This window comes from Microcoleus sp. FACHB-831, assembly GCF_014695585.1.
Lineage (GTDB): Bacteria > Cyanobacteriota > Cyanobacteriia > Cyanobacteriales > FACHB-T130 > FACHB-831.
In genome coordinates this window covers 62,637-89,161 of sequence record NZ_JACJON010000084.1, presented here as the reverse complement: position 1 = coordinate 89,161, position 26,525 = coordinate 62,637, and the positions used below count along the sequence as shown (strand labels likewise).

At 48.0% G+C, this 26,525-nt stretch carries 20 protein-coding genes; 11 read left to right on the top strand and 9 right to left on the bottom strand.

Annotation, left to right across the window (positions count from 1 at the left end; translation table 11 throughout):
- The first annotated feature begins 198 nt into the window (after positions 1-198).
- Both H6F77_RS27075 and H6F77_RS27070 read left to right on the top strand, forming a co-directional pair.
- Entirely contained in the window at positions 199-2,334 is a 2,136-nt protein-coding gene (locus H6F77_RS27075) for an iron uptake porin (protein WP_309228926.1), read from the top strand.
- 717 nt (positions 2,335-3,051) lie between these two features.
- Positions 3,052-6,003, top strand: coding sequence for a hypothetical protein (locus H6F77_RS27070; protein WP_190492012.1), 2,952 nt, complete (start codon positions 3,052-3,054; stop codon positions 6,001-6,003).
- 175 nt (positions 6,004-6,178) lie between these two features.
- On the opposite strand, the gene pgeF is transcribed toward H6F77_RS27070, so the two are convergent.
- A complete protein-coding gene (gene pgeF / locus H6F77_RS27065) occupies positions 6,179-7,009 on the bottom strand; it encodes a peptidoglycan editing factor PgeF (protein WP_242022655.1) in 831 nt (276 codons plus the stop codon).
- 68 nt (positions 7,010-7,077) lie between these two features.
- On the opposite strand from pgeF, the gene H6F77_RS27060 reads away from it, so the two are divergent.
- Positions 7,078-7,857, top strand: coding sequence for a biotin--[acetyl-CoA-carboxylase] ligase (locus tag H6F77_RS27060; protein WP_190492057.1), 780 nt, complete (start codon positions 7,078-7,080; stop codon positions 7,855-7,857).
- A 113-nt stretch (positions 7,858-7,970) separates the two neighbouring features.
- Positions 7,971-10,322 (top strand): M23 family metallopeptidase, encoded by a 2,352-nt coding sequence (locus H6F77_RS27640; RefSeq protein ID WP_242022653.1) that lies wholly within the window; start codon positions 7,971-7,973, stop codon positions 10,320-10,322.
- 50 nt (positions 10,323-10,372) lie between these two features.
- Here the strand turns inward: H6F77_RS27640 and ribE are convergent, their stop codons facing one another.
- The gene (gene ribE / locus H6F77_RS27050) at positions 10,373-11,080 is read right to left on the bottom strand and encodes a riboflavin synthase (RefSeq protein ID WP_190492011.1); all 708 of its coding nucleotides are present in this window, start codon (positions 11,078-11,080) and stop codon (positions 10,373-10,375) included.
- Between the two features lie 359 nt (positions 11,081-11,439).
- Here ribE and H6F77_RS27045 point away from each other — a divergent pair, with 359 nt between their 5' ends.
- The 3 genes from H6F77_RS27045 (at position 11,440) to H6F77_RS27035 (ending at position 13,792) form a co-directional block, all read left to right on the top strand.
- The gene (locus H6F77_RS27045) at positions 11,440-11,943 is read left to right on the top strand and encodes a bifunctional nuclease family protein (protein WP_190492010.1); all 504 of its coding nucleotides are present in this window, start codon (positions 11,440-11,442) and stop codon (positions 11,941-11,943) included.
- Positions 11,944-12,023: 80 nt separating this feature from the next.
- Positions 12,024-13,148, top strand: coding sequence for an aldo/keto reductase (locus H6F77_RS27040; protein WP_190492009.1), 1,125 nt, complete (start codon positions 12,024-12,026; stop codon positions 13,146-13,148).
- 116 nt (positions 13,149-13,264) lie between these two features.
- Positions 13,265-13,792 (top strand): hypothetical protein, encoded by a 528-nt coding sequence (locus tag H6F77_RS27035; protein ID WP_242022651.1) that lies wholly within the window; start codon positions 13,265-13,267, stop codon positions 13,790-13,792.
- Between the two features lie 68 nt (positions 13,793-13,860).
- Here H6F77_RS27035 and H6F77_RS27030 read toward each other — a convergent pair whose 3' ends face one another.
- Positions 13,861-15,012, bottom strand: a complete 1,152-nt coding sequence (locus tag H6F77_RS27030) for an extracellular solute-binding protein (protein WP_190492008.1) — start codon at positions 15,010-15,012, stop codon at positions 13,861-13,863.
- Positions 15,013-15,422: 410 nt separating this feature from the next.
- Positions 15,423-16,064 (bottom strand): phycobiliprotein lyase, encoded by a 642-nt coding sequence (locus H6F77_RS27025; RefSeq protein ID WP_190492007.1) that lies wholly within the window; start codon positions 16,062-16,064, stop codon positions 15,423-15,425.
- Between the two features lie 393 nt (positions 16,065-16,457).
- Between H6F77_RS27025 and H6F77_RS27020 the strand changes: the two genes are divergently transcribed.
- Complete coding sequence (locus tag H6F77_RS27020; RefSeq protein WP_190492006.1) at positions 16,458-16,838, top strand: hypothetical protein; 381 nt, start codon at positions 16,458-16,460, stop codon at positions 16,836-16,838.
- 260 nt (positions 16,839-17,098) lie between these two features.
- Here the strand turns inward: H6F77_RS27020 and cobT are convergent, their stop codons facing one another.
- The 4 genes from cobT to H6F77_RS27000 form a co-directional block, all read right to left on the bottom strand.
- Positions 17,099-18,253, bottom strand: a complete 1,155-nt coding sequence (cobT, locus tag H6F77_RS27015; protein ID WP_190492054.1) for a nicotinate mononucleotide-dependent phosphoribosyltransferase CobT — start codon at positions 18,251-18,253, stop codon at positions 17,099-17,101.
- 90 nt (positions 18,254-18,343) lie between these two features.
- Positions 18,344-19,015, bottom strand: coding sequence for a DUF2232 domain-containing protein (locus tag H6F77_RS27010; RefSeq protein ID WP_242022663.1), 672 nt, complete (start codon positions 19,013-19,015; stop codon positions 18,344-18,346).
- A 224-nt stretch (positions 19,016-19,239) separates the two neighbouring features.
- Complete coding sequence (locus tag H6F77_RS27005) at positions 19,240-19,770, bottom strand: universal stress protein (protein WP_190492004.1); 531 nt, start codon at positions 19,768-19,770, stop codon at positions 19,240-19,242.
- Positions 19,771-19,837: 67 nt separating this feature from the next.
- Positions 19,838-20,545, bottom strand: coding sequence for a Crp/Fnr family transcriptional regulator (locus H6F77_RS27000; RefSeq protein ID WP_190492003.1), 708 nt, complete (start codon positions 20,543-20,545; stop codon positions 19,838-19,840).
- A 250-nt stretch (positions 20,546-20,795) separates the two neighbouring features.
- On the opposite strand from H6F77_RS27000, the gene H6F77_RS27635 reads away from it, so the two are divergent.
- On the top strand, positions 20,796-20,978 hold the full coding sequence (locus tag H6F77_RS27635) for a hypothetical protein (RefSeq protein ID WP_206753499.1): 183 nt from the start codon (positions 20,796-20,798) through the stop codon (positions 20,976-20,978).
- Between the two features lie 234 nt (positions 20,979-21,212).
- Here H6F77_RS27635 and H6F77_RS26995 read toward each other — a convergent pair whose 3' ends face one another.
- Positions 21,213-21,389, bottom strand: a complete 177-nt coding sequence (locus tag H6F77_RS26995; RefSeq protein WP_190492002.1) for a hypothetical protein — start codon at positions 21,387-21,389, stop codon at positions 21,213-21,215.
- Between the two features lie 319 nt (positions 21,390-21,708).
- Here H6F77_RS26995 and H6F77_RS26990 point away from each other — a divergent pair, with 319 nt between their 5' ends.
- On the top strand, positions 21,709-24,558 hold the full coding sequence (locus H6F77_RS26990) for a hypothetical protein (protein ID WP_190492001.1): 2,850 nt from the start codon (positions 21,709-21,711) through the stop codon (positions 24,556-24,558).
- A gap of 2 nt (positions 24,559-24,560) precedes the next feature.
- Positions 24,561-26,393, top strand: a complete 1,833-nt coding sequence (locus H6F77_RS26985) for an acetate and sugar kinases/Hsc70/actin family protein (protein WP_190492000.1) — start codon at positions 24,561-24,563, stop codon at positions 26,391-26,393.
- Positions 26,394-26,525 lie beyond the last annotated feature (132 nt).

Genomic DNA, 26,525 nt, shown 5'->3' with positions numbered 1-26,525 from the left:
TAGTGTTGATAATTGCTAATTCATAATTCATAATTATTACCAATTTTCTATGATGACTATTCAAGTATCTATTGGCCTATTTCCCACGTATCCACAGAAGTAATGTACTTTTAAAAATCATCCATAATCTAGTAGCGAATTGTATAATGTTCGTGTACCATTCGTGGTCATGTGGTGTTTTCGAGGAGTATTAGCACCGTGAAATCCCAGTTTTTTTTTGAGAAGACAGCATCCTCAGCCTTAATATTTACGGCTATTGGTTTGCTTGTAGCCAACCTGTCCCCAGCGGTTGCAGCATCAGATGTAAACGCGACGGGCAGCGCGACCGATTTACAGTCTTCAAACCAGGGATTCTCGGCATCTACCGATGTAGTGAAGGTATCTAAGGTAGCCCAGGCGAAAACGTCTGCCAATTTATCAGCTTTAGCAGCAGATTCGTCCGATCCAGTAGCAGTAGATTTATTCCCTAATAAGCAAGAAGCACAGGCAACAACGCCAGACGACTTGCAAGGGGCGTCAACTGAACCGCTAGTGGCAGTGGATGGCCTGACAAAGGCTGATGAAGCAAAAGCGACAATGACAGTCAAATTGCCGCTGGAAGTTACCAAAAAGATTAGTATTAGCACAAAGTCAGCATTCGCACCCGTCGAGGGAAAAGCAATGTCTGGCTCTACGTCGTCAGACGAGAAGCAAGTTAAGGAATTAAAAAATCAAAGTTCGGTTTTAGCCCAAGGCGGTTCGACACCCGACGCTGGTGCGGAAAACTCTCAAATAGATAGCCCCGGCTTAGGGTCGCTAGAAGAGGAAGCGGCGGAAGACGATCCGATGAACCAAGTCACTAACGTGACGCAGTTGCGGGACGTGCGACCGGGAGACTGGGCATATGAGGCACTGCGATCGCTAGTCGAGCGCTATAACTGTATCGCAGGTTATCCCGATGGCACATTTCGCGGCAACCGGGCGCTAACCCGCTATGAATTTGCCGCTGGTATCAATTCCTGCATGAGGCAGATAGAACGGTTGATTGCCAGCAGACCTGGTGATACCGTTACCCAAACAGATCTAGAAGCCCTGCGACGGCTGACGCAGGAATTCCAGGCAGAAATAGCTAGCTTGGGTACTCGGGTAGACAACCTGGAAGGTCGCACAGCCTTTCTCGAAGCGCATCAGTTCTCTACTACAACCAAGCTATTTGGACAAGCGATCGTTGGTGTCCAAGGACGCAGCGAGAACGAGTTTACCCAACTCGATCGAGTAAGAGACTTAGACACGAATGTTAACCTCATTCACAACGTACAGTTAAGCTTGCTGACCCAGTTCAGCCCGCGCAGCCTCTTACTCACCGGACTTCAAGCAGGTGGTGGCAGCACGGGAACAGGACGACGCTTGAACACCTTTGTCGGGCTGGGATATGAAGGCGACACTGGTAACGACGTAGTACTCAGCGACTTGACCTATCGCCAGCTTATTGGCAATAACTTTGCCTTTGTGGTTGGTCCAGAGGGAGTTAACCCCGTTAACGTGTTCCGGGGAGCCAACCGCGTTGAAAGTGCTGGTCAAGGCCCTATTTCTCGGTTTGCACAGCGCAACCCGATTATAGGCATCGGTGCGGGTCGCGGTGGTATAGGCTTTGACTACCAACTCGGTACGCGCTTTAGCTTGCAAGGAGTTTATTCAGCCAGCACGCCCGCTGATTCCCGATTTGGGGGGATATTGGGCGGAGACTTTGGCGAAACGACGGCAGGCGTACAGTTAAACGCATCACCCGCAGATACGATTGACCTTGCCTTTCAGTACATCAACTCCTACTCTCCTTTCGGACGCTTGGCTACTGGTGTAGGTGATGATTTGTTGGCGATCCAGAGTCCGATTTCGGGCAGATCTCCTATGAACACCAACGCCTTCGGCGCCAGCTTAGAATGGCGACTGACACCTCGCATCACCTTTGGCGGCTGGGGTGGATACACCACTTCCGACCTTAAAGGTGGAGGATCGGGAAGTGTAGAGACTATTAACTGGATGGCGTACCTAAACTTCCCCGATCTCTTTGGTGATGGCAACCTTTTAGGTCTTTATGTAGGTCAGCCTCCCAAGATTACCGACAGCGACTTGCCAACGGGCAGGAACATTCCTAGCTTCTTTAGCAGGGGGGACATTACAGCACCTGAAGGCGGTCAGCCTGGAACTACAACTCACGTAGAAGCCTTCTACCGCTTGCGGGTATCGGATAATGTAACCGTCACTCCAGGAGTGATCGTGCTTTTCAATCCGGGTCATAACAATAACAACGACACCATAACAATTGGTGCGTTGCGTACTACTTTCTCCTTCTAGGAATTTTCGATTTGGGTAGGGTGGGCATTGCCCACCTTTTTTTATCCGTACTGTGAACCCTATTGAACCCTAATGTGCCGTACCTAGTAGAGAAGAGATAAGTAAAGCCGCAATCGTAAAACTAAAGAGGTTAGAGGAGCGGTTAGCAAAAAGTATCAAGCTTGTAAAAGATTACCTATATCTCCGTACATTTGCGTAACGCGGGTGCTACCCGCAATTTTTTTAGCTGCACCCATTGACAAACTTACTTACTTATCCGTATATCTGCGTAGAACAGGCAGTGGTTGCACCTTTTGGAGCCGCACTACCGACGAACTTACTTAGTTATAGCTAAACCTGTGTAAGGTTCATGCTGTCTAACTTTTTCGGCTCGCACCCGATCTATTTATATAGCTCCCCCGCACTTCAAAGGCTGAAACCTATGTCTTATCTGCTACTAAGAAATTTCAAAAAATTTTTGGTTGTTCGGGAACCTTCTCTCACACGGCAAAGTCATAGCCTAAAGAAAGCTACTAAAAGGGTCGGCTCGTAAGCTTCCAACAAGCCCTACCCGTATGACAACGCTGTAAGAGTCAGGAGATCTACACACGTTCTTAATACTTCTAACCCTAAATGGGGTCAGGATAAATTCAAAAAAACTAACAGTTGTTCCCTGTTAAGTGTTGAGCTAGATACTTTGCTTAGTTGTAATTAATTTCCAGATGGAGTCTTAATCACATGATCGCCAATTCAACTCGCTCCGTTGTTTTTCTAGGTATCGCTGGAGGCTTGGCCCTAGCTCTTGCTCCTTCTGCTAATGCTCAAGTTACGGTTACAGGCGGTAGTATAAAAGGCGATGCAGCCTTCTTCACGCAGCCACAAAATCCTGGCAAGCCCGCTCCTACTCTTTTTGACATTCGCGTCCGGCAGTTGCAACTGCAAACCCCTGCTGGAGTAACAAGTTCGGCTCGCTTCATACCGAACGCTTCCAGCTTCAAAGATGTCAATACCAACGGTCGCCCGGATGCGATGGATACGGGTAGTTTGGCAGGTACTCTATCAGGTTTAGCCTTTTCACGTACTGGTACCCCGATTCCCTTTGTAGGCGTACCAATGAAAGTGGACTTTACTTTAAATTCTTTTACCAGCCAAGCATTTTTGGGTGGAACGCTGGTTAGCCCAATCGTCAAAGGTTCTGCTCCCCTAGTCTTCCTACCACTAACAAACGTAAGCTTAACTGGCAGCTCTGCATCTAGTTATCAGGCCAAGCAGGGTCTGATGAGCGTTGGTGCATTTGATGCCAAGCTGACGAACGGTACGATAGGTCTTCCTTCAGATGTTAAGCTCAGCACCGGAACTGTAGGTGCTGTTGAGGATCCAGAATTCCTGCTCGGCCAAAAAGTTAAATTTAAGCTCGAAGGCGAGGGAAAAGTCAACTTCAACACCAATGATGACGATCAGCGTGTTGCTGCCCTCTCTTCTGATTCTGATTCAGATGACGATGGCGCAATGAGTACCACCAGCGGTACGGGCACGATGAGTGGCTCAGGTGGCACAACTGGTGGTGCAATGACGGGCACCACAGGCACGACTGGTACAGACACGACAGCAACTGGCGGTACAACTGGCACCACAACTGGTACAGGCACGACAGCAACTGGCGGTACAACTGGCACCACAGGCACGACAGCAACTGGTACTGGCACCACAGGCACAACTGGTACAGACACGACAGCAACTGGTACTGGCACAACTGGCACAACTGGCACAACTGGCACCACAACTGGCACCACAACTGGTACAGGCACGACTGGCACCACAACCACAGCTAGTGGCGACGACGACGGCGACGACGATGACGACATGATGAGCACTCAAGTATTGAGCGCCCAACAAGTTAGCAAGATAGGCTTTAAGAGCCAGGATGCCGTAACCAAGTTCAGTATTGAGAGTGCAGGTGGTGAAAGCAGCCAGAAGTTTAACATCCAAGGTCAGGGTGTTGGCGTAGAAGGCAATATCGGCGGCGTTACCTCGTTCACCGCGCAAAATCAGCAAGCCTTCAAGAGTACTGCTCAGAGTAAATTTACAGTTGAAGGCGAAGGTGTGGGCGTAGTTACCAAAGTTGGTAGCACATCTGCTGGCTTTATCAGCCCTAACAGCACAACGAAGTTTAAGTTTGAGCAAGAAAGCAGCAAGTTCGTAGCTGAAGGCGCAAGCAAAGGCCGTACAGAATTCACCGCGGGTATAGTTGCCAGCAGCATGACTGGTGGTACCACAAGTGGTACAGGTGGGACGACGAGTGGGAAAGTAGCCTACAACTACGATGTAAACAACAACATCACAACCTACTATGGTGGCGATACCACCTATAACTTTGGTGGTGGGTCAGATAAGAGCAAGAACACAGGCTTCGGCTCTGAAAAAGGCCAGCAAAATTTTGTTTACATCAACGGCAACGATCCGGATACTACCTTTAACACCAACGTCATCAAAAACAGCAATACCATCAATTTAGGAGGCGGTTCCTTTACAGGCGGTGGTAGCGCTGGTGGCAGCGGCGGTGGCTTTGCAGGCGGTAGCACTGGTGGTTCTGGTGGCACTGGTGGCACTGGTGGCACAACAGCAGGTGGTGGCACAGGCACAGGTACAGGTACAGGCACAGGCACAGGCACAGGCGCAGGCGCAGGTACAGGCACAGGCACAGGTACAGGCACAGGCACAGGTACAGGTACAGGTACAGGCACAGCATCAGGCACAGGCTCTGGCACAGGCTCTGGCACAGGCTCTGGCACAGTTGGCGGTGACTTCTCAATTGGCCAATCGTCAGTTCAGAATCAGTTCAATCTGGCTTTTGCCTTCGTCAACGGTAAAGGTCGCGAATACAGCATATTTGGATCTGGCGTTGCTGCTAACTTAACTGTTGAGCGCAGTCGTGACGGGCAGAAGCTCTTAGTGGTTCAGCGCGATGACGATGACGACAACGATGGCGGTGATGATGACGATCGTGAAGGTCGCGGTCAGGTCCGGGGTCGTGCTAACCGGTACGGTCGCGGTCATGCCTACGGTCGTAACAAAGTGAAAGGTAAGGTAATCCGTGCCTTTCAGACAGTAGGCAATAGCAGCCGAGTCTTCCCTGGTATGCAGGGTTTAAGAGAGATTCCGGTTGACGAAGCCGATACAACCACCGGCACAACTGGTGGCAGCGGAACAGGAACAGGCACTGGCAGCGGGGCTGGAACCGGAACTGGCACAGGCACCAGCGGAACAGGCACCACAGGTGGTAGCACCGGAACAGGCACCGGCACCACAGGTGGCAGCACCGGAACTGGAACAGGAACAGGCACTGGAAGCGGAACTGGAACTGGAACAGGCACCACAACTGATGGCGCAGGCTCCAGCACTGGAACTGGAACAGGCACTGGAAGCGGAACTGGAACTGGAACAGGCATTACAACTGATGGCGCAGGCTCCAGCACCGGAACTGGAACAGGCACTGGAAGCGGAACTGGAACTGGAACTGGCGCCACAACTGATGGCGCAGGCTCCAGCACCGGAACTGGAACAGGCACCGGAACAGGCACTGGAACTGGAACTGGCACCACCACAACCCCAGCAACGGGCACAACGGAAATCGCTCCAACCCCCGCACCAGCTGACAGCACAGCCCCAGCCCCCGCACCAGCGCAGTAACTAACGCACTAAACGCGCAACTCGCTCTCATGTATGTGAGACGAGTTGCCAACCAAAGAGCGCTCTAGTTTGATTTAGACAAGTAGTATAAAAACCGCCTCCAGGTCATGAACTGGGGGCGGTTTTTTATTTATTTCTATTTCATGTCAGAGGCTGGGCAGTTTTGGGCTACAAACTAAACGCTAAGTATGCCCGACCATTGGACTTTCTTGAGATGCTCTCGTCGATAAGAGAAGAAATGCTCTGGGTCTTGGTAAGTGCAGTGAGGCGCGATCGCTATCTGTTCTGGCTCAATCCCCAACTGTTGTAGCTGTATGGCATTCACCCGCCTTACATCCAATCGCACCCGTCCTGCTTGTGCATCTGGTGACAGCGGGGAATCAGTTATCTGCGACATGGCTGCCAGAATTTCTTCTATATTGTCTTCTTGGTAAGTATCGGGTAAGATGCTTGCTCCTACTTCAGCAGCTACGTGAGTAGAGAGCTGGTAGACAGAACCAGCGATCGCAGGCCCCATAGCAACAAGTAAATTTTGCAGCTTACTCCCAGAAGACACAAAACGAGCGATCGCGTTGGGGACAATTTTCGTCGCCGTCCCCCGCCAACCAGCATGAACCGCCGCCACCTGTCCGGTATGAGTATCAGCAATCAAGACAGGCGTGCAATCGGCGCTGCAAACCCACACAGACTGTTTTGAGCGATCGCTCAAAACACCATCAGCCGCTGGCAACTCATCAATCGGCGGGGACTCAGAAGACATAGCCGCTTCTATTTCCGAAGGCGTTAGCACCGCGTTGCCATGTACCTGTTTAACTCGATAAACTCCAGCATCCGGCTGTAACACCTTCACCAACTCCGCCGGATACTGAGGCGAAAACTGTTTAGTAAAAAAACCGTGCGGCCACTTTTCCAGCAGGCTGCAAGTTAAATAGGGCAATCCTTCCCAGCTGCGCCAGTGCCAGCTATGCATAGAATTTTGCGGCAGGGTGGGCGAAAGCTGCGACATTGTGAAAACTCCTCAAATACAAGTGCAATAATGCTAGCTTATGCAAGTATTTAGTGAATTTTTCAACAGTGACATTTAATCAGCAACAGCTTGAAGCGCTGTTACAGGATGCTGCACCTTTACAACTTTCCTGCCATATATTTGAAACCCTCCCCTCCACAAACCAAACCCTCTGGAAATTAATAGAGGAAGGCGCTACAGCAGGAACAGTAGTCATCGCCCAGCAACAAACAGCAGGGCGGGGTCAGTGGGGACGACAGTGGCAGTCTTCAGCTGGCGGATTATATTTATCTATGGCGCTAGAACCCGACCTGCCAGCAGTAAATAGCGCCGCCTTGACTATGTGTAGCGCTTGGGGAATAGCGACAGAATTGCGTAAGTACGCCGTACCCGTCTTAATCAAGTGGCCCAATGACCTGATAGTTCAAGGACGCAAACTTGGCGGTATTTTAACGGAAACTAGAGTAAATAAGAATAAAATTGCCAAAGCTGTCGTAGGCGTCGGGATCAACTGGGATAATCCAGTTCCAGAGACGGGAATCAACCTGCGATCGCAGGGTAAAGATACGACCAATACGGTAACATCGTTGGAAATGCTAGCAGCGATCGCCATACGCGGTTTATTATCGGGCTATCAACGCTTGCATCAGGAAGACATAGAAACTCTACTACCGTCTTACCTAGAGCTTCTGGGTTGCATCAATCGTCCCGTCGTCGTAGACGGGTGCCCTGGAGTTGTTGTAGGTGTTTGCTCTACCGGAGAGTTGCGAGTCCGCTTGCAGCTAGCAGCAACAACATCAGAAATTTGCCTTAAGCCCGGTACAATCAGTCTGGGCTATGATATTTAAGTTTTACAGTTCAAGGTGAAAGCAAATTGGGTAGAAATGTTGCACGCAATGTCTCTACACAACAAGCTAGCCAGAATTGCTTTAGTGAGTGAGTGAGGAGTATTGAGGCGAAAATGACCCAGCGACCCTCCAAAAATTACAATTTTTTGAGTTTTTTATATCGGCGATCGCTTTTAATGCAGGGGCTTGGCTGGATTGGCGGTCTTGGCATCCTTAGCAGCGGTATTGTTTGGGCGCAAAGCGATTCTAACCCAGACAAGGCAAGCAGCGAGGCAACGGGAGAAACGTCAGTACCTGATGTTGTACGCAGCCTTGCACCACCAGCACCCAAACGAGAGGCATCTAGCCGCCGCAGACGATTAGTATCGCAAGCCGAGTCAGAAAATCGTGTTGTACGCGAAGACTCGGTAAGTCCCCCCCTTGACTCGTCTGTGTCAACTAGGGCTAAAGACCTGATCGATCCACCAAGGAGATCTCGTCGCAGTCTAGACAAACCCCCTTTACCCTACGAAAGTGCTAAAGTCGATAAATTCAACAACAATGCTTATATAGACTCGACTGAGTACAGCATTGGAGCGACTCGCACTTACGATGAACCAAATTCTGTTATAGCGTCGGAAGGCTCTACCAGATGTCGAAAGGGCTGTGGTAACAGGACGCGCTCTATTGCAACTGCTGACACTAGACGTTCGTTTAAAACTGCCCGCGTTCGCAGGCGCAACTTGGATACAGCTAATGCAAGGCGCTACATAGAAACCCGCCGCGTTCGCAAGCCTAACTTTGAAACAGCTAAAGCCGGACGCTATATAGAAACAAGAGGCGTTCGCAAGCCTAACTTTGAAACAGCTAAAGCCGGACGCTATATAGAAACAAGAGGCGTTCGCAAACGCAATTTGGAAACGGCTAACGTCGGGCGCTACATAGAAACCAGCCCTTTGCGACGGCGGGAGTTGGCTAGTGCAGACATCGGGCGCTACATAGAAAGTACACGCAAGGGGCGATCGCTGCGTTCGCTAAGACGCAGCAGGCTGAGAATGGGGCAAACCGCGATCGCAGCTATCGGGCCAGTCAAAATTGGGCCGTTGCGAGTGAATATCAGCGGTATTCGCATGAAAAACTCCATCGTGCCAACATTTGACGATGGAGAGGGCAATGAGGAAAGCACGACGCCAACGCCTTTGGCTTACTACAATCCTAAAATCTACGAATCTGGACGCGCAGGCAATGGCAATACCAGCATGCTTTTCCCCTTGTCGATTCCGGCTTCAATTACTTCAGTGTTTGGCTGGCGGATTCATCCTATAAGCGGCGATCGCAGGTTTCATGCAGGTACAGACATAGGCGCACCTGTGGGAACGCCAGTATTAGCGGCTTATGCTGGTAAGGTAGCGATCGCAGACTGGATGGGCGGCTATGGTTTATCTGTTGTCCTTCAGCACAACGAAACCCGTGAAAGTCTCTATGCCCACCTCTCCGAAATAGCGGTTCAACCAGGTCAGTGGGTCGAACAGGGAAGCGTCATTGGTAAGGTTGGCAACACTGGCAGTTCAACCGGGTCTCATCTCCACTTTGAATGGCGAGAATTGACCGAACAAGGCTGGGTAGCACACGATCCAGGCTCTCAATTAGATTCTGCTCATGCGGAACTGATGAAAGCCCTGGAAACCGCTCAGGTAAATCCACAACCTGGAATACCATCATTCACCCCATCTTCTCCACTGCCAAAGTTACCGACCCCTTATCAACCTAAATCACCGTCGGCGGACAATTCCGCAGCAGCGCCAACTTTGGTAAATCCACAACCTGGAATACCATCATTCACCCCATCTTCACCACTGCCAAAGTTACCGACCCCTTATCAACCTAAATCACTGTCGGCGGACAATTCTGTAGCAGCGCCAAAGTTACCGACCCCTTATCAACCTGAATCACTGTCTAGGGATAATTCTGTAGCAGAACCAACTTTACCCCTACCCAACCTTGAGCCATCTCAAACGTCTTCATCGGGTAAGTTAGCAGCAGCAACAATTCTACCCCTCCCTATCCCAGGCCAATCTAAAACAGCACCAGCCATCAAGCAGGCAACGCTGCCAACTACAACCTTACCTGCTGCGGTTCAACCTCAAACAGCACCAGCCATCAAGCAGGCAACGCTGCCAACTACAACCTTACCTGCTGCGGTTCAACCTCAAACAGCACCAGCCATCAATTCCGTAATAATGCCACCTTTGCTATTCCCCACCTCTAGCGGAACTAAAACACCGTTGTTAGACGGGTCGGCATCGTTGACTATGTTAAGACTGGATAGCCCTAGTGTCCAATCTAAAACACCACTCTTACGCGGGTCGGCATCGCTGACAACTCCAGTGTTGCCCACGCCCGCGCTCCAATCTAAAACACCACTCTTACGCGGGTCGGCATCGCTGACAACTCCAGCATTCTCCAACCTCGCTAACCCAAGGTGACACGAGATTTTAGATTTTAGATTAAATTACCAAATCTAAAATCTAAAATTTCAAAGATATCCGTTTTCGGCTAAAAAGGCAGGTGTAATACCGTCAAGGCTGGCTGTATGTGGTGCATCTACCAAGGAATTCGGTTGATAGCGTAGAAACTTTTCCACGTATTTGCCCAGAATATCGCCTTCCAGATTTACCCAATTGCCCGTCTGCAAATAACTGAGATTCGTTTCAGCATAACTGTGGGGAATTACAGACACCTTAAACCAGCTGCCAGATGGGTCGCAATCTGCTACCGTCAGGCTGACGCCGTTGACGGCAATGCTGCCTTTGGGGATGATGTAACGGGCAATGGTTCGCTGCCACAATTCGCCAAAACCCTCTATGGCTGTAAAGGACATTTCCCATGAGTTGGCAGTTTGCGTCGATTCTTGGAGGCAGCCGATCCCATCTACGTGTCCCGTTACAAAATGTCCCCCCAGCTTGCTGCCAACTCGTAGAGATGCTTCCAAATTTACTATGGTGGAGGCTCGCTGGCGCTCCCCCAAGGTGGTGCGACTTAGGGTTTCGGGGGAAGCGGCTGCCACAAATCCCATCGGCAAAATCTCCTCTACAGTTAAGCAGACTCCATCTACTGCTACGCTGTCACCTATAGCCAAATCTGACAGAAGCGACGAGGATGCTTCGGGGAGACAGGATATTTGGAATCTGTCTTCTCCGTGCGATCGCATACTTCCCAATGCTTGAATTAACCCGGTAAACATTTAATTTTCTATTGAGTGGTAATTGGTAATTTCTAATTCGTAATTGACAAAAGTACAAGGAACAACGGACAACGGACATCAGACAATAAACTTAGGTACAACAGACAAACGGCTAAACTCTATACCAAAGTGTCTATATTTTTTCGTGAAATTCGCACCACAATCATCATGAGACTGGGGCATACTTGGAGTACAGTCTTGTTGATCCCAACTGCCAGGGGTCTGCAAGGGCTGGATTTACGGTTGCCCGGTAAAGTAATTAGAGCCTTAGCGTCTTTGTTCCGGCCCCAATCTGTCCAGTACCAGTTTATCGCTTCGCTTTATCCCCCGATGCCTACTTTGTTCTAGAGGCCAAGCTGATGATTGAAATGAAAGTAGCTGGAATTGCATTAGATGCCGTCACTCGCAGCCCGATCGTGCTGCTGAAAGATGCTTCGGAGCGACGTGCCCTGCCTATTTATATAGGACAAGATCAGGCAAAGGCAATTATCAGCGCCCTGGAAAAACAGACCCCTCCGCGCCCTCTCACCCACGATTTAATAGTTAATATTCTTGAGGCATGGGACATGACTTTGGAGCGCGTGATCATTCACTCGCTTCAAGACAATACTTTCTATGCTATTTTATGTGTCCGTCAGGGTGAGGCAAAAAAGGAGATTGATGCGCGTCCTAGCGACGCGATCGCTGTTGCCATTCGCACTAACACGCCCATTTGGGTGATGGAAGAAGTAATTGCCGATGCTTCCATTCCGGTTGACCGCGATGCCGACGAGGCAGAACGCCGAGCCTTCCGGGATTTTATCTCCAACCTGCGACCAGAAGATATTATTCAGCGCGGTCGATTCACCAGTGGTGAAACATAGACAGCTCTATTTTTGTCCTTTGGCTCCTCTTTTCCCATTTATGTTAATTACCAATAGCGAAAAATGAGAATTTGCTAAAAATGCGCTATCGGCGGTTTGGCAAAACAAATTTGCTATTTTCGGTGTTTTCACTTGGAACGATGCGCTGTCTGGCTAACGAGTCAACCGCCCGCCAGACGGTGTATCAAGCAGTTGATTTGGGAATAAATCACCTGGAAACGGCGCGGGGTTACGGCAAAAGCGAACAATATCTGGGGGAAGCCTTAAAAGCTGGATTGCCTCTAGATAGAAAGCAACTGCATATTACAACTAAAATTCCTCCTGTTGCTGACGGCGATACTATGCGCCGCTGGATTGATGAGTCTCTAGAGCGTTTACAGCTAGATTATGTAGATTGTCTGGCAATTCATGGAGTCAATACCTGGGAACACCTAGATTGGGTGAAGTGCGGATGCATACAGGCGGTGCAGGAAGCGATCGCAGATGGTCGGGTGCGACACGTTGGCTTCTCGACTCATGGAACGCTGGATGTAATTCTGGCAGCAATAAATACAGATTTATTTGAATTTGTCAACCTTCATTATTATTATTTCCAGCAGGTAAATGCTCCAGCGGTTGCCCTAGCCCACCAAAAGGACATGGGAGTTTTTATTATCTCTCCCGCTGATAAGGGAGGAAGGCTATATACACCCCCTGCGACGCTCGAAAAGTTGTGTCAGCCATATTCGCCACTAGAGCTGAACTACAGATTTTTGTTAAGCGATCGCCGCATTACTACTCTAAGCATCGGTGCGGCTAACCCAGATGAACTGATAGAACCGCTAAAGGTAGCTGACTCCGACGAGGCGCTGACAGCCGAAGAAATTGAAGTATTCCAGCGCTTGCAGTCGCAACTTACAAACACACTTTCTACAGACCTGTGCAGCCAATGCAATGCCTGCTTGCCATGCCCGGAGACTATAAACATACCGGAAGTATTGCGGCTGCGGAATCTAGCCATAGCCTACGATATGACCGATTACGGTAAGTACCGCTACGGTATGTTTGAAAACGCAGGTCACTGGTTTTGGGGAGTGAAAGGCGATCGCTGCACCGATTGCGGCGACTGTTTGCCCCGTTGTCCCCAACAGCTTGACATCCCAACACTGCTGCGAGACACCCACGAACGTCTCAACGGCAAAGCTGGGCGTCGCCTTTGGGATTAATGGAACTATGGCGGCATCTTTGGGTCGATATCAATAAATTTTGTTGATAGTACACAGTTCATTATTGAATGTTTTTTGCCATCAAATATGAACTACGAACCACGAGCTATGGAACTATGAAACCTAACAAAGTAAAAAAGAAAAAATATGTAATTTTGGCTGTTTTGCCATTCGCTTTGGGAATGCTTGCGCCTGCTTTAGCGCACGCACAAACACCACCAGTTCCACAGCCCTCAAAAGAGCCTTTAGAGTCAAACCTTCTACAAGCTAAGACAACACCAACAAATGGGCGAAAAATTATAACAGCCGATACCATATCGCAAACTGGATTGACACCTCCCAGTCTCTGGTGGGCAAAAGAACAGTTTGGTGGCAAAATGCTAGACAACTGGTTAGCTTACCCAGATGAGAAGCGAGTAGATCTAGTAGTGAACCGACAACTATGGACTCTGCTCGACTATATAGGGCGTTATAGCTTTGTCAATCAGTTGGGAACTGTTGCCAGACAGAATGGTTATAACACTAGGGTTTTCAACCAACAAAAAGCGCTTTTAGCTACCTATACCTGTAACTTCAGTTTGGCTCAACCTGTTTGCAACATTCAGTTTGAAGCCGACCTTCAGGATAGTCTGCGGGTGAATTAAAAAGCATTCCCAGGCAGAACCTGGGAAAGAGGGCAAAAGAAATAATTTTTCTTTTTTTCTCTTAATTTTTAACTTTGCATTTCCTGCCAAAAGGAACGATATTGCTCTAGGGTAGATTGGGCTAGGGGATAGAGAAATTCGCTCTTGTCTAGAACCTCCGCTTCTGGCAAAAGCAGCTTATTTTCCTGAAGATCTTTTGGTAATTTGTTTCGCTCTATGGAAGCGATCGCAGGTGAAGCAGCCTTGGTAAATTGAGAAATTTGACTGGCAGTATCTGGCTGCCAACAAAAGTCAATCCACTGCTTCATCAGGTTGTCTGTACTAGAATTAGCAGTAGTAGGACGAACCCAAACGTCTGCCCAAAGAGCGGTTCCAGATTTAGGAACGACAGCGGCTATCGAGCGCTCGCCCTTCATAGCTTCTAGCACATCTGTAGACCAACCCACCGCCAGCCATGTATCTCCCAGCAGTAGCGGTTGCAGGTATGTGTCAGAACTGTAAAACTTGACCCCGCCTTTCAGCTTCGACAGTTCATCTTTTAAGCCAGAAACTGTGTTGAGATCTGGGGTGTTATAGGATTTACCCAGCTTTTTCAAAGTTAAACCAATTACTTCGCGGGGCTGGTCTAGAAGAGAAATGCGATCGCGCAACTCTTCTTTCCACAAATCCCCCCAGTCTGTCGGGTTCCAACCCAATGTCTCAAACTTATCGCGGCGATAGATAATAACAGTACTACCCCAGCGGTAAGGTGCCCCCCAGACTTTCCCTTTGGCGTCCCTTAAGCCTTTGTCATTGCGCGTTACCAGCTCTTTCCAGCGTGGCGGAAGTTGCTTCCAGCCGTCCAACTGTGCTAACTCAAGCGGTTGAATTAATTGCTGCTGAATTGCTCCTTGTAACCAGTAATCACCCAACGTCACTAAGTCTGGAATTACGGCCACTTTGGGTTTATAAAACGGCAGTTTCAGCCTCCAGCCATTTTCATCCTGGCCCGATCCGTTCCACTTTTGCAGGTTGGTGTAAACGTCCTTTAAATTGGCGTCTGGGGCAAAATCTAAACCAATTTTTCGTCCCAGACCCTTGGTAAATTCCTTCAATAGCTGGGGTGGGATGGAATTTTTCAGCAGTCTAACTTTCAATGTTTCTGACGGGGAACTGCAACCTTCCACTAGCTGACTTAGCGCCAGGGTTCCAGCACCCACCATAAAAGACCGTCGCTTCATTAATGTTTATCCTTTGTCCGTTGCGCTGGGATGGATTTTGAACAGTGATGCGCCTGCATAGCAGTACTTAATTTTATCCGCGTATTTGTGTGGAGCGGTGTCGTGTCGTCTTTTGTTTCCTGTCCCACGTCGCTAAAGTTGCTAACCACAAATTACTAAAGCGCGATCGCTCAAATCATCGCTGCACTATCAGACAAACAAATTTTGTAAATAGATTCATCACCGCCATCAATTTTCCTGACAGCAAAATTATAAAATTTATCGTTCGATGCTGCCTGGTTAACCAAAGTCCAAATTTTCACATTATGAAAATGACCTGTAAAAAATCAAATTACCAAATGAGGCAATTTCGGTTGCTGTCCAAATTCAACAAATTTTTCGTAGTTGCCTATCTCTTTAGAGGTAAACCTCTAGAGGGATTGCCTGCGTTCAACGCCAAAGCCCGCTAAGGTAATTATTGTTGGAGGTTGATCGGGTTGTTCGGGTCGCTTATAGGTAAGAATCGTGCGTAAGCGTAAATCAGGAGCGACTATCCGCATTTGGTCTATGGCAACTGAACGCCCGTAGTACGTTGTCATTTCCAGGGTTTGGCGAGTGGGTAGATAGGTAAAGCGCCCCGCGATCGCGCCTGCTTCTGAATAGCCTTCATCCCGCAAATAATAGCCTCTAATTATCTCCTCCGAGTCTGGAACCATTGCCGCAACTGGGGGCGGTGGTGATGGCTGGATAGACGCATCTGTTAGCGCATATGCATCGGGTACAAATAGCGCCTTCAAACTCATCGCTACTCGTTCGCCCGTTTCCGAAACCGTATCGAACGCGATCGCAAACCCAGGACACGCTGACTCAGCATCTTTCTGTTGTTCCAGGTCAACCTTTATACCGTTCATTGCTGAGACAGACAAAATTTGCTGCTTTTGTTCGTTCCTCAGCGCTTCTACTGTATATTCCGTGTAAGAACGTTCGGTCCCACCTTGCACGATGGAATGATATATTCTTTCCGTCTTCCACAGCCCCGTGCAAGCCGTAAAAAACTCTTCAAAGTTAAGCATTTTTTTCCTAAACAACCTGTCGTATATGTACTTAGTTTACCCATTAGGGCGGGGTAATTTTCCTGTAGGCATGAATTAGTACCTATTTCTGTTACAGATTAGTGCAACGCACTCTCATAGCCCGGAGGAACGGGAAATAGGACAAGCGTAAGGTTGAATTTACAAGCCTATATAATTCACGCATTGTGCTTTAAGCGACAAAAATCTTACCAATCTACTTAATTGCCCGAGCGCCTGATAATCTGGCTTTCTCAGTATTTTTGCTTTTTTTAACCTGGAAATTACTACTTTTGATAGATATATTAAAAAACTTAAATTATTCAGCATTTTTATAATTTTTTACCAATTATTTCATAGGATAAAGAACATAAAGATAGGAGAATTGGAAATCTCATGGATTCACTTCAAAAGCAAGTCACGGCTTTAACTCATAAAGTTGATGGGCTGTACCAAAGCATCGATCAGCTGACTCACAAAGTTTCTGAAGCGTTATCCGAACACCGGCCCCCACCCGTCCAAGTAGCCGAGCGTTCCTTGGCAGGTGCGAGTGTCAGGCACTATCACTACCAGCATTCTGGCATTGGTGACAGCTCGATGGAACACAAGGATGTCCTGGTTGATAACAATGGGTTTGATAAGTACTCTTATCAAAGCAGCGAGAAGGAATTGTCACCAGATATTCAGATTCAACGGTTAACTGCACAACTCACAGCAGCGTACAACCGTATTGCAGCTTTGGAAGAACAGCTTTTATCAAGGAGAATCCATTCTTAAGCAAGTAGTCCTCAGTTCTAAGTCAATAGCAAACGACAACTGACAAAGGACGAAGTACAAAAGACAATTGAGAACTAACAACTAAGTAGATAGACATAAATAAACATAAAAACGACGTAACCCCCGAAACCCTTTCGCTATAAAGGAAGGGGGATATTTCTACTCTAAGTTAAAAACATTCTTCCTCTTCCCTATTCTGTTAGTAGAGAGTTAGGGAGAGGGGTAGGAGAGAGGTTTTAAGTTAAATTGTTTCTACCTACTTAGCAAGTAATACAGCGCTCTACCAAGGCTTCAATGGCCACAAGTAGTTTATCTTGTCCCCAGCCTTGGTAGAGATGAGCCGCGATCGCAGCTCCACCCGCTCCCACGCCTTCCTTAACATATCCCTGTTCGTAAGCCCGCAGTTGGGGATAACGAGAAGCGGCAAAACTCAGCCTGCTGGCTAGTAAAGGCGGAGTTTTGCCGTCGGGCATTTCGCCAACAGCTCTAGCTAATCCCACAGTATCGCCAGTAGGGTCTTCTGCCACCCAGCGCGTAGTTCCGACTACGATGTTTTCCGGTCGCCAATCTAAGGAAAATTTAGCAGCGATCGCCTGCATCAGCGCATAAACAGCCAGCATCTGCGTACCCCCAGCAAGCAAAACACCACAACTCCGACTAGCGGCAATAGTCATCCCAGCTACAGCGATTTGCATAGGATCGCCGACTGCCGCAACGAGTTTTAGCGGATCGAGAGAATTTTGGATTTTGGATTTTGGATTTTGGATTGGGGAATGGGAACCAATGTTTGCTCGGTGCAAACCAGCTTGCACCAACGCCCACTTTTGCTCGTGATTGCACTTGGGGTGGCTGCTATTAACCTTCCCTGCTGCATCAACCCCCAGCCCAGTTAAAACAGCCAAAGCCGTAGTAGTTCCTCCAACTACGCACTCGCTCAGGATGACATAGCCATCAGGAACAGTAGTAGCAAGTTTTTCCCCCCAAATTAACCCTTGCTCTAGCAAATGTTTTACGGTTGCCAGTTCTAGGGCATTTCCCTGGCTGAGGCACTTAGCTGGAGCGCCCCCTAAATCTATTGCTTCAACAGGTGGAGCTAGAGGCAAACCAGCATTAAATAAATAAACAGGGATATCCAGTGCTTCAACAACAGCGCGGGAGATTAGCACGGGTGAAGCACCAGCAGTTAGGGGAGGTAAAGGATATTGCTTCGGCAATCGGGGGCCATTGTACAAAAATTCAGCATCGGCGATCGCAGTAATTCGGCGATCGTCTGGCGTTGCACCCGCAGCCGAAATACCTGGAATCAGCCCAGTGTCGGTAAAGCCCAAAACGCAAGCAAAGATCGGCTTTCGTCCTCGATAGCGCTCTAGCCACTCCTGTCCCTGTTTAGCTCCAGTGCATACACGAATCGGCATTTGTGGGTAGGTCATGGCAAAGCTGAAAAATGGGGCAATTATTCACGACCAAGGCTAAAAATGCTGAATTTTATGATTCATAATTTATAGTTACTCCTCATAATCGAACAGCACTTGTACCCAGCCAGGGGGACGGGGAATGGGATTGCCCACCTTGTCTAGCAGCAGCAAAGACACAAGATGCACGATGAATAAATAAATAACATTGTTGAGGAGGATCGTTCCAACAGCGATCGCTTGAATTAGAGGCAAACTTGGCTGTTGCAGCAAACCCAACTTGATAAACCCCCACTCTGCGAGTTCCGTAATCTGGGTAGTCATATACAGCCAAAGATCTTCGCCTAGTAGAATCGAAAGCAACCAAATGCGAAAGAAGAATCCAAAAGCGCCGATCAAAGCACCAGTGCCAATAGAAAATTCCCACCTCGCGCCGCGTCTCCACATAGCCCCCAGTTGGACGCCCAACAGACCGTAGGGGATAAAAAACAGAATGCTGCGGCTTGGCCCCATCAGAAGGGATAACAGCAACCCAGAAACCAGCGCGGCCATCCATGCCGCCCGGTGTCCCCAGCGCAAGTAGATTAGAGCAATGGGGACGGGAAAAAACATTCGCAGGACAGGGCCTAGCGGGAAGTAGTAATTAATCAGCCAAATTAGGCTGGCAGCGCTGGCTAGAAAAGCCGTTTCTACCATTGCTAAGGGCGATCGCGGGTTTTGTGTCGGCGGCGAAAACTTCCCACTTTGGGCGATCGCTGCTTTCATAGGCTCGTTTTTCCCCGCCTCCTTCTCCTCTGGCGGGTCTTCCCCCAGCAGCGGGAGAGATTCTTCATCCAGCGACCAATTGCCGTTTAGGGGGTCATCATCATCATCTGGGATCGGCTCGTTTTGGTTTTTTTGGGAATGGTGGGGGCTGTGGGTTTTACCGTCTTCAATAGGATCGCTCATGCAAATTAAAAAATAGCCGCAGTTTTAAATTTAACTTTTATCTAACTTTTCCCCACAACACCTTTGAAATGCGAACTCAACTCCTGAGTATTTAGCTGCTGAATTACTAACACAGAACAAGGAGCGTGGTGCAGCACATAGTTGCTCGCACTTCCCAGCAACGCTTCAGTCAATCCTGTCCGCCCCCGCCGTCCCATAACGATCAAATCCGCTCCCCAACCCTGAGCTGTTTCGCACAGCCATTGCCCAGCCTCTCCTATTTTGCAATCAAATTCCGCTACCAGACCCCGGCTTTTAGCAGTTTGGCAATAACTTTGCAGCAAAGCCTGCGCCTGTTCAATGTGGTTCTTGAGGATAAGTTGTTGAGTTTGGTAAGAATTGGCGTCTAGTTCTGAGTACGCGCCCATCTCACTTGGCATAGAAGGGTCGGGGTATGCAACGGTTTCGCTAGTGAGGCAATGAAGCAGCATTAAAGCGGATCTATTCGCCTCGGCTAAGTCTAGAGCTTGGGCAAAAACCGATTGGCATAAATTAGAGGAGTCGATGGCAACAAGGATCTTATGGAAAGCCATAGTATTAACAGCCTGTAGTCCATAGTTAACGGCGCGATCGCAAATGGTGCGCGATCGCTCCTATCTTTTAAGCTATCAGCCGCTCTAGGGCTTGGACATCCGGAATGCAAAGAATATCGTGTTCGCGCTGAATCAGCCCCTTCTTTTCCAGCTTAGTCAGCACCCGCGTTACCGTCTCTCGCGCTAGTCCGCTAAGGCTGCTCAACTCTCTATGGGGTAAATTGGGAATCTCAGTTCCTTTTGTCGCCTTTTTGCCCTGCCCTTCAGCCAGAAATAATAATGTATCTGCCACGCGGGACATACTATCCGATTCCCGCAACCTCAGACGGCGATTCACTTGCCGCAGTCGTCGCGCCATCAATTGAGCTAACCGGACGCCCGCCATCGGTTCCGTATGAATTAACTGGACAAAATCCGCCGCTGGCATGCTGCCAATTGTCGTAGGAGTAAGGGTAATAACATCTGTGGAACGAGGCACTTCATCCATCGCTGCCATTTCACCAAAGAGTTCCCCTTTGCCGAGAATATTGAGCGTTACCTCTTTCCCATCTAGGTTGTATGTACGAATCTTCGCCCACCCATTCAAAATGAAATATACAGATCCGCCCCAGTCATTTTCCAGCAAAATCACCTGATTTGCGGGATGGGTACGAGTGACGACATGGGCTGTCGCTTTGTCCACCGCTAGCTCTGGTAAACCTGTAAAAAAGGGAGCGGTGCGTATCAACGCATTGAGGCTGGTATTCAGTTCGCGAGAGTTGTATCGGTCTTCCATAGGGCCATCGCATTGTAAACGCTAAGGATAGATAGACATTGGCCCACTGGGTTGGGGCTGGCTGGTAGCGTTTCAACGAAAAGCATATAGGCTGAAAACTTTCCAATTGTGCCCAAGGGACACAACAAGAGAGTGAAACCGGGATGCTTTAGTCAGCTTGCGTTGCCCAACTCGCACTCGATTTTGGCCCTGCGTCGGTGCGAAGGTGCCTCCGGTTTTGGACAAGAGGCAATAATGGGGAAACGCTCCCATGGTTATTATCCTCTCAACGGGCAACAGCCGACTAGGCGATCGAAAAACGATGCAGAACTTACCTTCCAACTCAGAACCCTTTTACTTTAAGCTACCAACTAAAGTACGCAGGGTGTGGTTGAAATCCTCTCCCTGTGCAGTCAAACGCTATCAGCCTATAATTTCTCTACACTATATGTAATCAGCTTTCTGGAAATATTCACCCAGTAGATGCAACCCTCTGGATGGTCGGGATTTGTGATGGAGAAGATTGAAGTAGGCGGGGCGATCGCAGTCCTCCATTATGTTACAGATTTAAAGTAAAATTATAAAAATATATCGAAATATTTGGCAAAAATCAGTATTTATTGATTGCTTATCCATCAAGCGCTGGCTTTATCCTGGTGGCACAAGGTAAGGTGTTTTTGCTTACACGTTAACAACTCACGCCCACTTCCCCCAGAATTGCGATCGCAATTCTGGCGAGAAGAAAATACAGCCAGCCCCTGAGACCATGGTAGTATGTACGCCAGCCATCTTGTAAATTGCCCGACAGAGCGCCACTGTAGTAATCCCTATCAGGGATAGAAAAATTTCTTAGTTTATCCTTCATACTTTATTATCCTTGCCCAAAGTCCCCCCTGCTGTCAGAGTGGTAGAAAATAGACCGAGGAGGAACATATTTGGCGTTGACAAGGGAATTGGAAAAACCTACGTCAGAAGAAGCCTACCCATCTGGTTAAGAAGTACCTCTATTTTGGCATTTTATGTAGTGTAGACTTAACTGCATTTAGCAGTTGAAATATTACAATATATGCTAAAGAGCTAATCCTTTTTTTATCAGTTTTGGTGTTTTCTTTGAGTGCGGGCATTAGTAACAATTGTTATAGTAGCTGCGAGAGTGCCGCATTTGTTGTATTAGGGGTTCTATTGTGACTTCTCAGAAGGCTATCGAAGCTCTCATTGCTGAAATTGACAGTGTACTTGCATCGGGTGGTTCGCGTCTGTCGATGTTTGCCCCTGTTGATGTGGCTGGACAGCGTAGAGTTCTCCAACGAGTCCGCAGCTATCTAGTTTCGTTGCAGCAACAGCTGGAAGTAGAGCAGCCAAAGGTAGTGGAGTCACCCCCGCAAGAAGCATTCCACGCGATCGCTAAGGCAGTGGTCAAAGAAATGACCGAGTTGCGTGCGGGATTGCTGCCGCCCTTGCAAGCGGATCTCGAAGCTCTGCGACAACAGCGGGAATCACTTGTTAAAGAAATTCGAGTCCTTGAAACCCAACGGCAACATTATCAAACTCTTGCTCAGCAACAAGCTACACAGCAGCAAATCATCTCAGAATTCTTACAGGCGCTAACAAACCGCTTGCAGGAAAGCTTGACCCATCAGATAACTCAAACCCTGGCAAATTTAGAACTAAAATACACAAGCCAAGAAGAATCCTCATTAGCTATAGGCGAGGCAAGAAGGGTTCTCGCTTTGGAAAGCGGCGAAGATGATGAGAAAGCTCATCAAATTGCCTCCCCTGTAGAAGAAACTTTACACCCACGCGATCGCCTAGAACACCTGCGGCAAATAGAGCGCGAGTCCGACCAACTGTTAATGAGGCTCGATTCTACGATCCGGGTGGTGTTTGAGTCGCTACAAAATAATGTGCTGGGATATGAGGAGTCATTGTCTCAGGGAGTGGCTAAAATGCACAGCTTGGGACAGCAGGGGGAATTGCTGTTTACAGCGTTGGTAAATCACTTAGCTGAAAAGCTAGGGCGAGAAGCCTCTACCATTGTGCATTCATCCCAGAATATAGAAGCGATCGCAACTGTATCTACTGCCTTAGCATCTACACCCGAAACAACAAAAATTTCCGCCGACCAAGAAAATCTGCCACTACCAACAGCATCGCCAACTGAAGAAGTTTCCACACAAGGGCAGTTTGCTTTTCCGGGGATGGAATTGCAAGTGAATGACACTACTGCGATCGCCCAATCCCAGAAACAGAAAACCACCCCACCCCTAACCCCGGACACCTGGGAAATTGTTGAACTAGATCTCGATGCGTTGGGTCTTGAACCAATTGCCGAAGATGAAATAGATGCCATCTTGCAACTGGATGTTAATTCTCTTACCCCCGCCTCGGCATTAGATGATAATTCTGCACCAGAATCTTCAAAGGCGGCAAACGAGCTAATATTCACAGGGGACGTTCCTAGCGTAGATGCAAATTCTCCGAGCTTCCTCGCCCCCTCATTCATTTCCCCTAACTCCTTGAGCCAATCTGATGAGGAGGATTTTGACTCTTGGCTTATAGATTCTTCACTTGATTTGAGTGCGGATGGGGATGACAGCGAACTCGACGATCTCTACGAAAGTCTGTTTGGATCGGGCGCTGTCAGCGCAAACAGCACCGTCCGCGAATTTGATCAAGATACCGATCGGGCGTCTCGCACCACCAGAACCGACTCATTAGCGTCCTCCGAGCAAATTTCCGAGAACTCAAAGCTCAGCCCCGATGGGGCGTTGGACAATTCAGAAGCTTTTGAGTCTTCACAATTTGAAGAGGCGTTTTTCGGGGGAGCAGAAGACCTAGCAACACATTCAGCGCCAGCGCGATCGCTACAAGAAGATACTAATCAGTTGGTTGACTCGTGGGAGGAAGGTTTATTTTTTGAAGATTCCCCAGAAGATGTGGAATTGGAAGATGCTAATCAAAAAGTAAAAACTGTTATAGCTGATGAGGAAGAAAAAGTAATTTTAGAGACTGCAAAAAAGGTAATTCCTCCACAATTTATAAATAATCCATCCTATCAAGTTAGTAAATCGCAGCCAGAAGGCATTGAAACGATTTCTCTGCTAACAGATTTATTTCAGGAAAAGCAACCTAGTAAAGAAATCAAAAATTACGATGATATTCAGCATAAAAATAGAGTAGTAACAAAGCCACTAGGAAAGGAAACTGACGAAAAATTCCAGCTTTATTCGCCACCAAAACTCCCAATAAGCGTACAAAGCAATCGCAACGCCTCGCCTCAAGAGACACATAGCAACCAGCCTGCTTCTACGAATAGCTCCTCAGTGCAGGTGGTAGAAGATAGCTATATACAAGCAGGGTTCGATGAAGATCTACTAGCGTCGGAGGAGTTGAAGAGCGATCGCGAAATTGAATTTCTCCTGAATGAAAACATATTAGAGCAGTTGAGTGAAGATCTTTCTAGTTTTGAAGCGTCCGCAACTGATGATTTCCTAACTCAGGAAAGCAGCAAAACAGGAGAAGAAGTCAATCTTTTAGAAACGCCATCAATTGCGTTTGAATCGGAGGAAGTTACAACTAATAACAAGAAATATCCATATAAAGAAGATGCCATAATTGAGAATTCGCAGTTAGAAAATAAAGGAGGTGATATTGCTTCCGCTTCTGCACCAAACGCGCCAATAGAGTTTGATTGGGAGCAAGAATTATCGACATCGGATGTGCCTGCTATGTGGCCCGAAGCGATCGCAGGCGATAGCCAAACTAAAGATGTGGCCTTAACCGATTCCTTATTTGAATCGGCGATCGCAAGCAATTCCGATCTCTCTTCTGCTGAGTTAGACTGGGACTCCGATTTAGACCTGTTGGAGGCAATGAATTTAGAGCTGGATACGAATGCAGACACCCAAGACGACGACTTTACTAACTGGACGATGGATGCAAACATTGCGCCAACATATTCCGAATGGGAGTTACTTTTTCCCCACTCGGAAGAATTTACAGATTTTGACCAAACGGATGACAAAAAACAATAGCTATGCAGACCGAGAAGCCAATAGCTCAATCCCAAGCGGGACGGACTTCAATTGAGGTGGAACGGGAAAGCGAGACATATGTCCCAGATGAGATTTGGTACTTAGGGATTGACTTTGGCACAACTGGTGTTTCAGCGGTTTTGTTGAATGGAAAAAGCGGCGATCGCTACCCCCTTTATTGGGCAACTAATACTCTCAGCGGTTCTAAGGAATCCAGCTATCGTTTGCCATCTGCTGTTTACTCTGGCCCTGCTCAAATCAATTTGGGTAAGTCTCCGATGGCGTCGGTTGCTGTCGGTTCTTTGGCATCTCTATTGGCGTCTAAAAAGCCTGGGGTATTCATTGAAAAATTTAAGCACTACTTCAAAGTTGGCATTCCCTACTATTCTCCCCGTACTAATAACTGGGAGCCTCTATTGCAGTGGTCGGAACAACAGCCAGTTTCTCTATATTGGCTTGGGCGATCGCTTATTGCGTTATTATCAACTTTCACACCTGCCAATACCCTCTCAAACAGTGCAGTAAGAACGGGCGCTAATCGTCTTGATGCAGAAAAATTGAGCAAGGCGCTGGGGAATCTCAGCGGCGTAATTCTCGGTACACCGATGGATTGGAGCGATACCTACCGCTTTAACCTCCGGGAAGCTGTTTTGGGTGCGCGACTGGTAAGCCGTCCGGAGCAAATTTTCTTCTTAGAGGATGCGATCGCTATTTTGCTGGGAGTGCTGGCGGATAATAAGCAGTCAAAATCTAAAATTCGCGGCGGTACTATAGTTATTAATGCTGGGGCGAGTGCAACAGAAACTGCTTTAGTTGATTTGCCGGAAAATTTGCAAGACTTAAACCACAGCAACTTTCTACGAAGCAGTTTTTCATATGGCGGTACTGCTATAGATCAAGACATTATCTGCCAGATGCTTTTAGAGGGAAAAACAGATTCTTCGTCTTCTGTTTTGCCTTTTACCTCTTCTGGTTTTCCTGCAAGCGGCGAACCAGACTTGGAAAATCGTTATCGCTTTACTTGCGAGTTACAAAGTTCTCCTTTAGGACAAGCGCTTGTGGAAGCTGCTGCCTATTTGAAGCGGATTCTCCAACATCAAAATGAATTCACTTTAATGCTAGGCGATCGACAGTTGTCTTGTACTCGCGCAGATCTAGAAAAACGAATTATTCTACCTTTTGTTCACCGTCTGAATTTATCCCTAAATGCTCTGTTGAGCCAGACTGCAATATCTTCACAAGCAATTTCTCAGGTGATATGTAGCGGCGGTACGTCTGCAATAGTTCAGGTGCGGGAGTTGCTCAGACAAAAGTTTCCCAACGCTAATTTAATAATTGATGAGTTTCAGCCTTCAAAAGTGGCTTATGGTTTAGCTAGTTTACCTTTAGTTCCCCAAGTTTTAGAGCGATCTCAGCAGCAGTACAGCGATTATTTTCTGCTATTAGAACTCTTGCGCGTTTTCTCTGAAACCCCTCGTAACTCCCGCTACGAAGCTGGGGAAATTATTCAGTTATTAGAGCGTCGCGGTCTTAATACGCGGACTTGCCTTTCTCGCTTAATAGCAATTCTGGACGGTCAGTTACCTCCGGGTCTGATACCTTCCTCGCCAGAAAAAAGTTTGCTTACCGAGGAAGGCCGGGAAAATCTTGACTACCAGACGATTGCTGCCGAACCGTTGTTCTATAAAGAGGGCGATCGCCTCTATCGCCCCAATCAATTGCAGTGTCGCCGTTTGCTTACTTTCTTTAGTATCGTTCTGTCTGGTACTCACCAAAAATTAGATGATCCGTTGATTATTGATTGGGGTATCCCAGCTGAGAATCTTCTCGCTTAATCGCTACTTTGCCTTGCCCTCCCTCAGTTCTTTATCTATGCTTTTAATTACAGATTAACAATCATTAATAAAATGTTTGATAGGGCTATAAGTTAGGCAATAGGTAGGCCATATGGCGGAATTATTATGTCT

Bases quoted from the DNA above. Each gene is read 5' to 3' on its own strand.
- H6F77_RS27070 (WP_190492012.1), top strand. From the start codon at position 3,052: ATGATCGCCAATTCAACTCGCTCCGTTGTTTTTCTAGGTATCGCTGGA.
- pgeF (WP_242022655.1), bottom strand. From the start codon at position 7,009: ATGTCGCAGCTTTCGCCCACCCTGCCGCAAAATTCTATGCATAGCTGG.
- H6F77_RS27640 (WP_242022653.1), top strand. From the start codon at position 7,971: ATGACCCAGCGACCCTCCAAAAATTACAATTTTTTGAGTTTTTTATAT.
- ribE (WP_190492011.1), bottom strand. From the start codon at position 11,080: ATGTTTACCGGGTTAATTCAAGCATTGGGAAGTATGCGATCGCACGGA.
- H6F77_RS27045 (WP_190492010.1), top strand. From the start codon at position 11,440: ATGATTGAAATGAAAGTAGCTGGAATTGCATTAGATGCCGTCACTCGC.
- H6F77_RS27040 (WP_190492009.1), top strand. From the start codon at position 12,024: ATGCGCTATCGGCGGTTTGGCAAAACAAATTTGCTATTTTCGGTGTTT.
- H6F77_RS27035 (WP_242022651.1), top strand. From the start codon at position 13,265: ATGAAACCTAACAAAGTAAAAAAGAAAAAATATGTAATTTTGGCTGTT.
- H6F77_RS27030 (WP_190492008.1), bottom strand. From the start codon at position 15,012: ATGAAGCGACGGTCTTTTATGGTGGGTGCTGGAACCCTGGCGCTAAGT.
- H6F77_RS27025 (WP_190492007.1), bottom strand. From the start codon at position 16,064: ATGCTTAACTTTGAAGAGTTTTTTACGGCTTGCACGGGGCTGTGGAAG.
- H6F77_RS27020 (WP_190492006.1), top strand. From the start codon at position 16,458: ATGGATTCACTTCAAAAGCAAGTCACGGCTTTAACTCATAAAGTTGAT.
- cobT (WP_190492054.1), bottom strand. From the start codon at position 18,253: ATGCCGATTCGTGTATGCACTGGAGCTAAACAGGGACAGGAGTGGCTA.
- H6F77_RS27010 (WP_242022663.1), bottom strand. From the start codon at position 19,015: ATGAAAGCAGCGATCGCCCAAAGTGGGAAGTTTTCGCCGCCGACACAA.
- H6F77_RS27005 (WP_190492004.1), bottom strand. From the start codon at position 19,770: ATGGCTTTCCATAAGATCCTTGTTGCCATCGACTCCTCTAATTTATGC.
- H6F77_RS27000 (WP_190492003.1), bottom strand. From the start codon at position 20,545: ATGGAAGACCGATACAACTCTCGCGAACTGAATACCAGCCTCAATGCG.
- H6F77_RS27635 (WP_206753499.1), top strand. From the start codon at position 20,796: ATGGTTATTATCCTCTCAACGGGCAACAGCCGACTAGGCGATCGAAAA.
- H6F77_RS26995 (WP_190492002.1), bottom strand. From the start codon at position 21,389: ATGAAGGATAAACTAAGAAATTTTTCTATCCCTGATAGGGATTACTAC.
- H6F77_RS26985 (WP_190492000.1), top strand. From the start codon at position 24,561: ATGCAGACCGAGAAGCCAATAGCTCAATCCCAAGCGGGACGGACTTCA.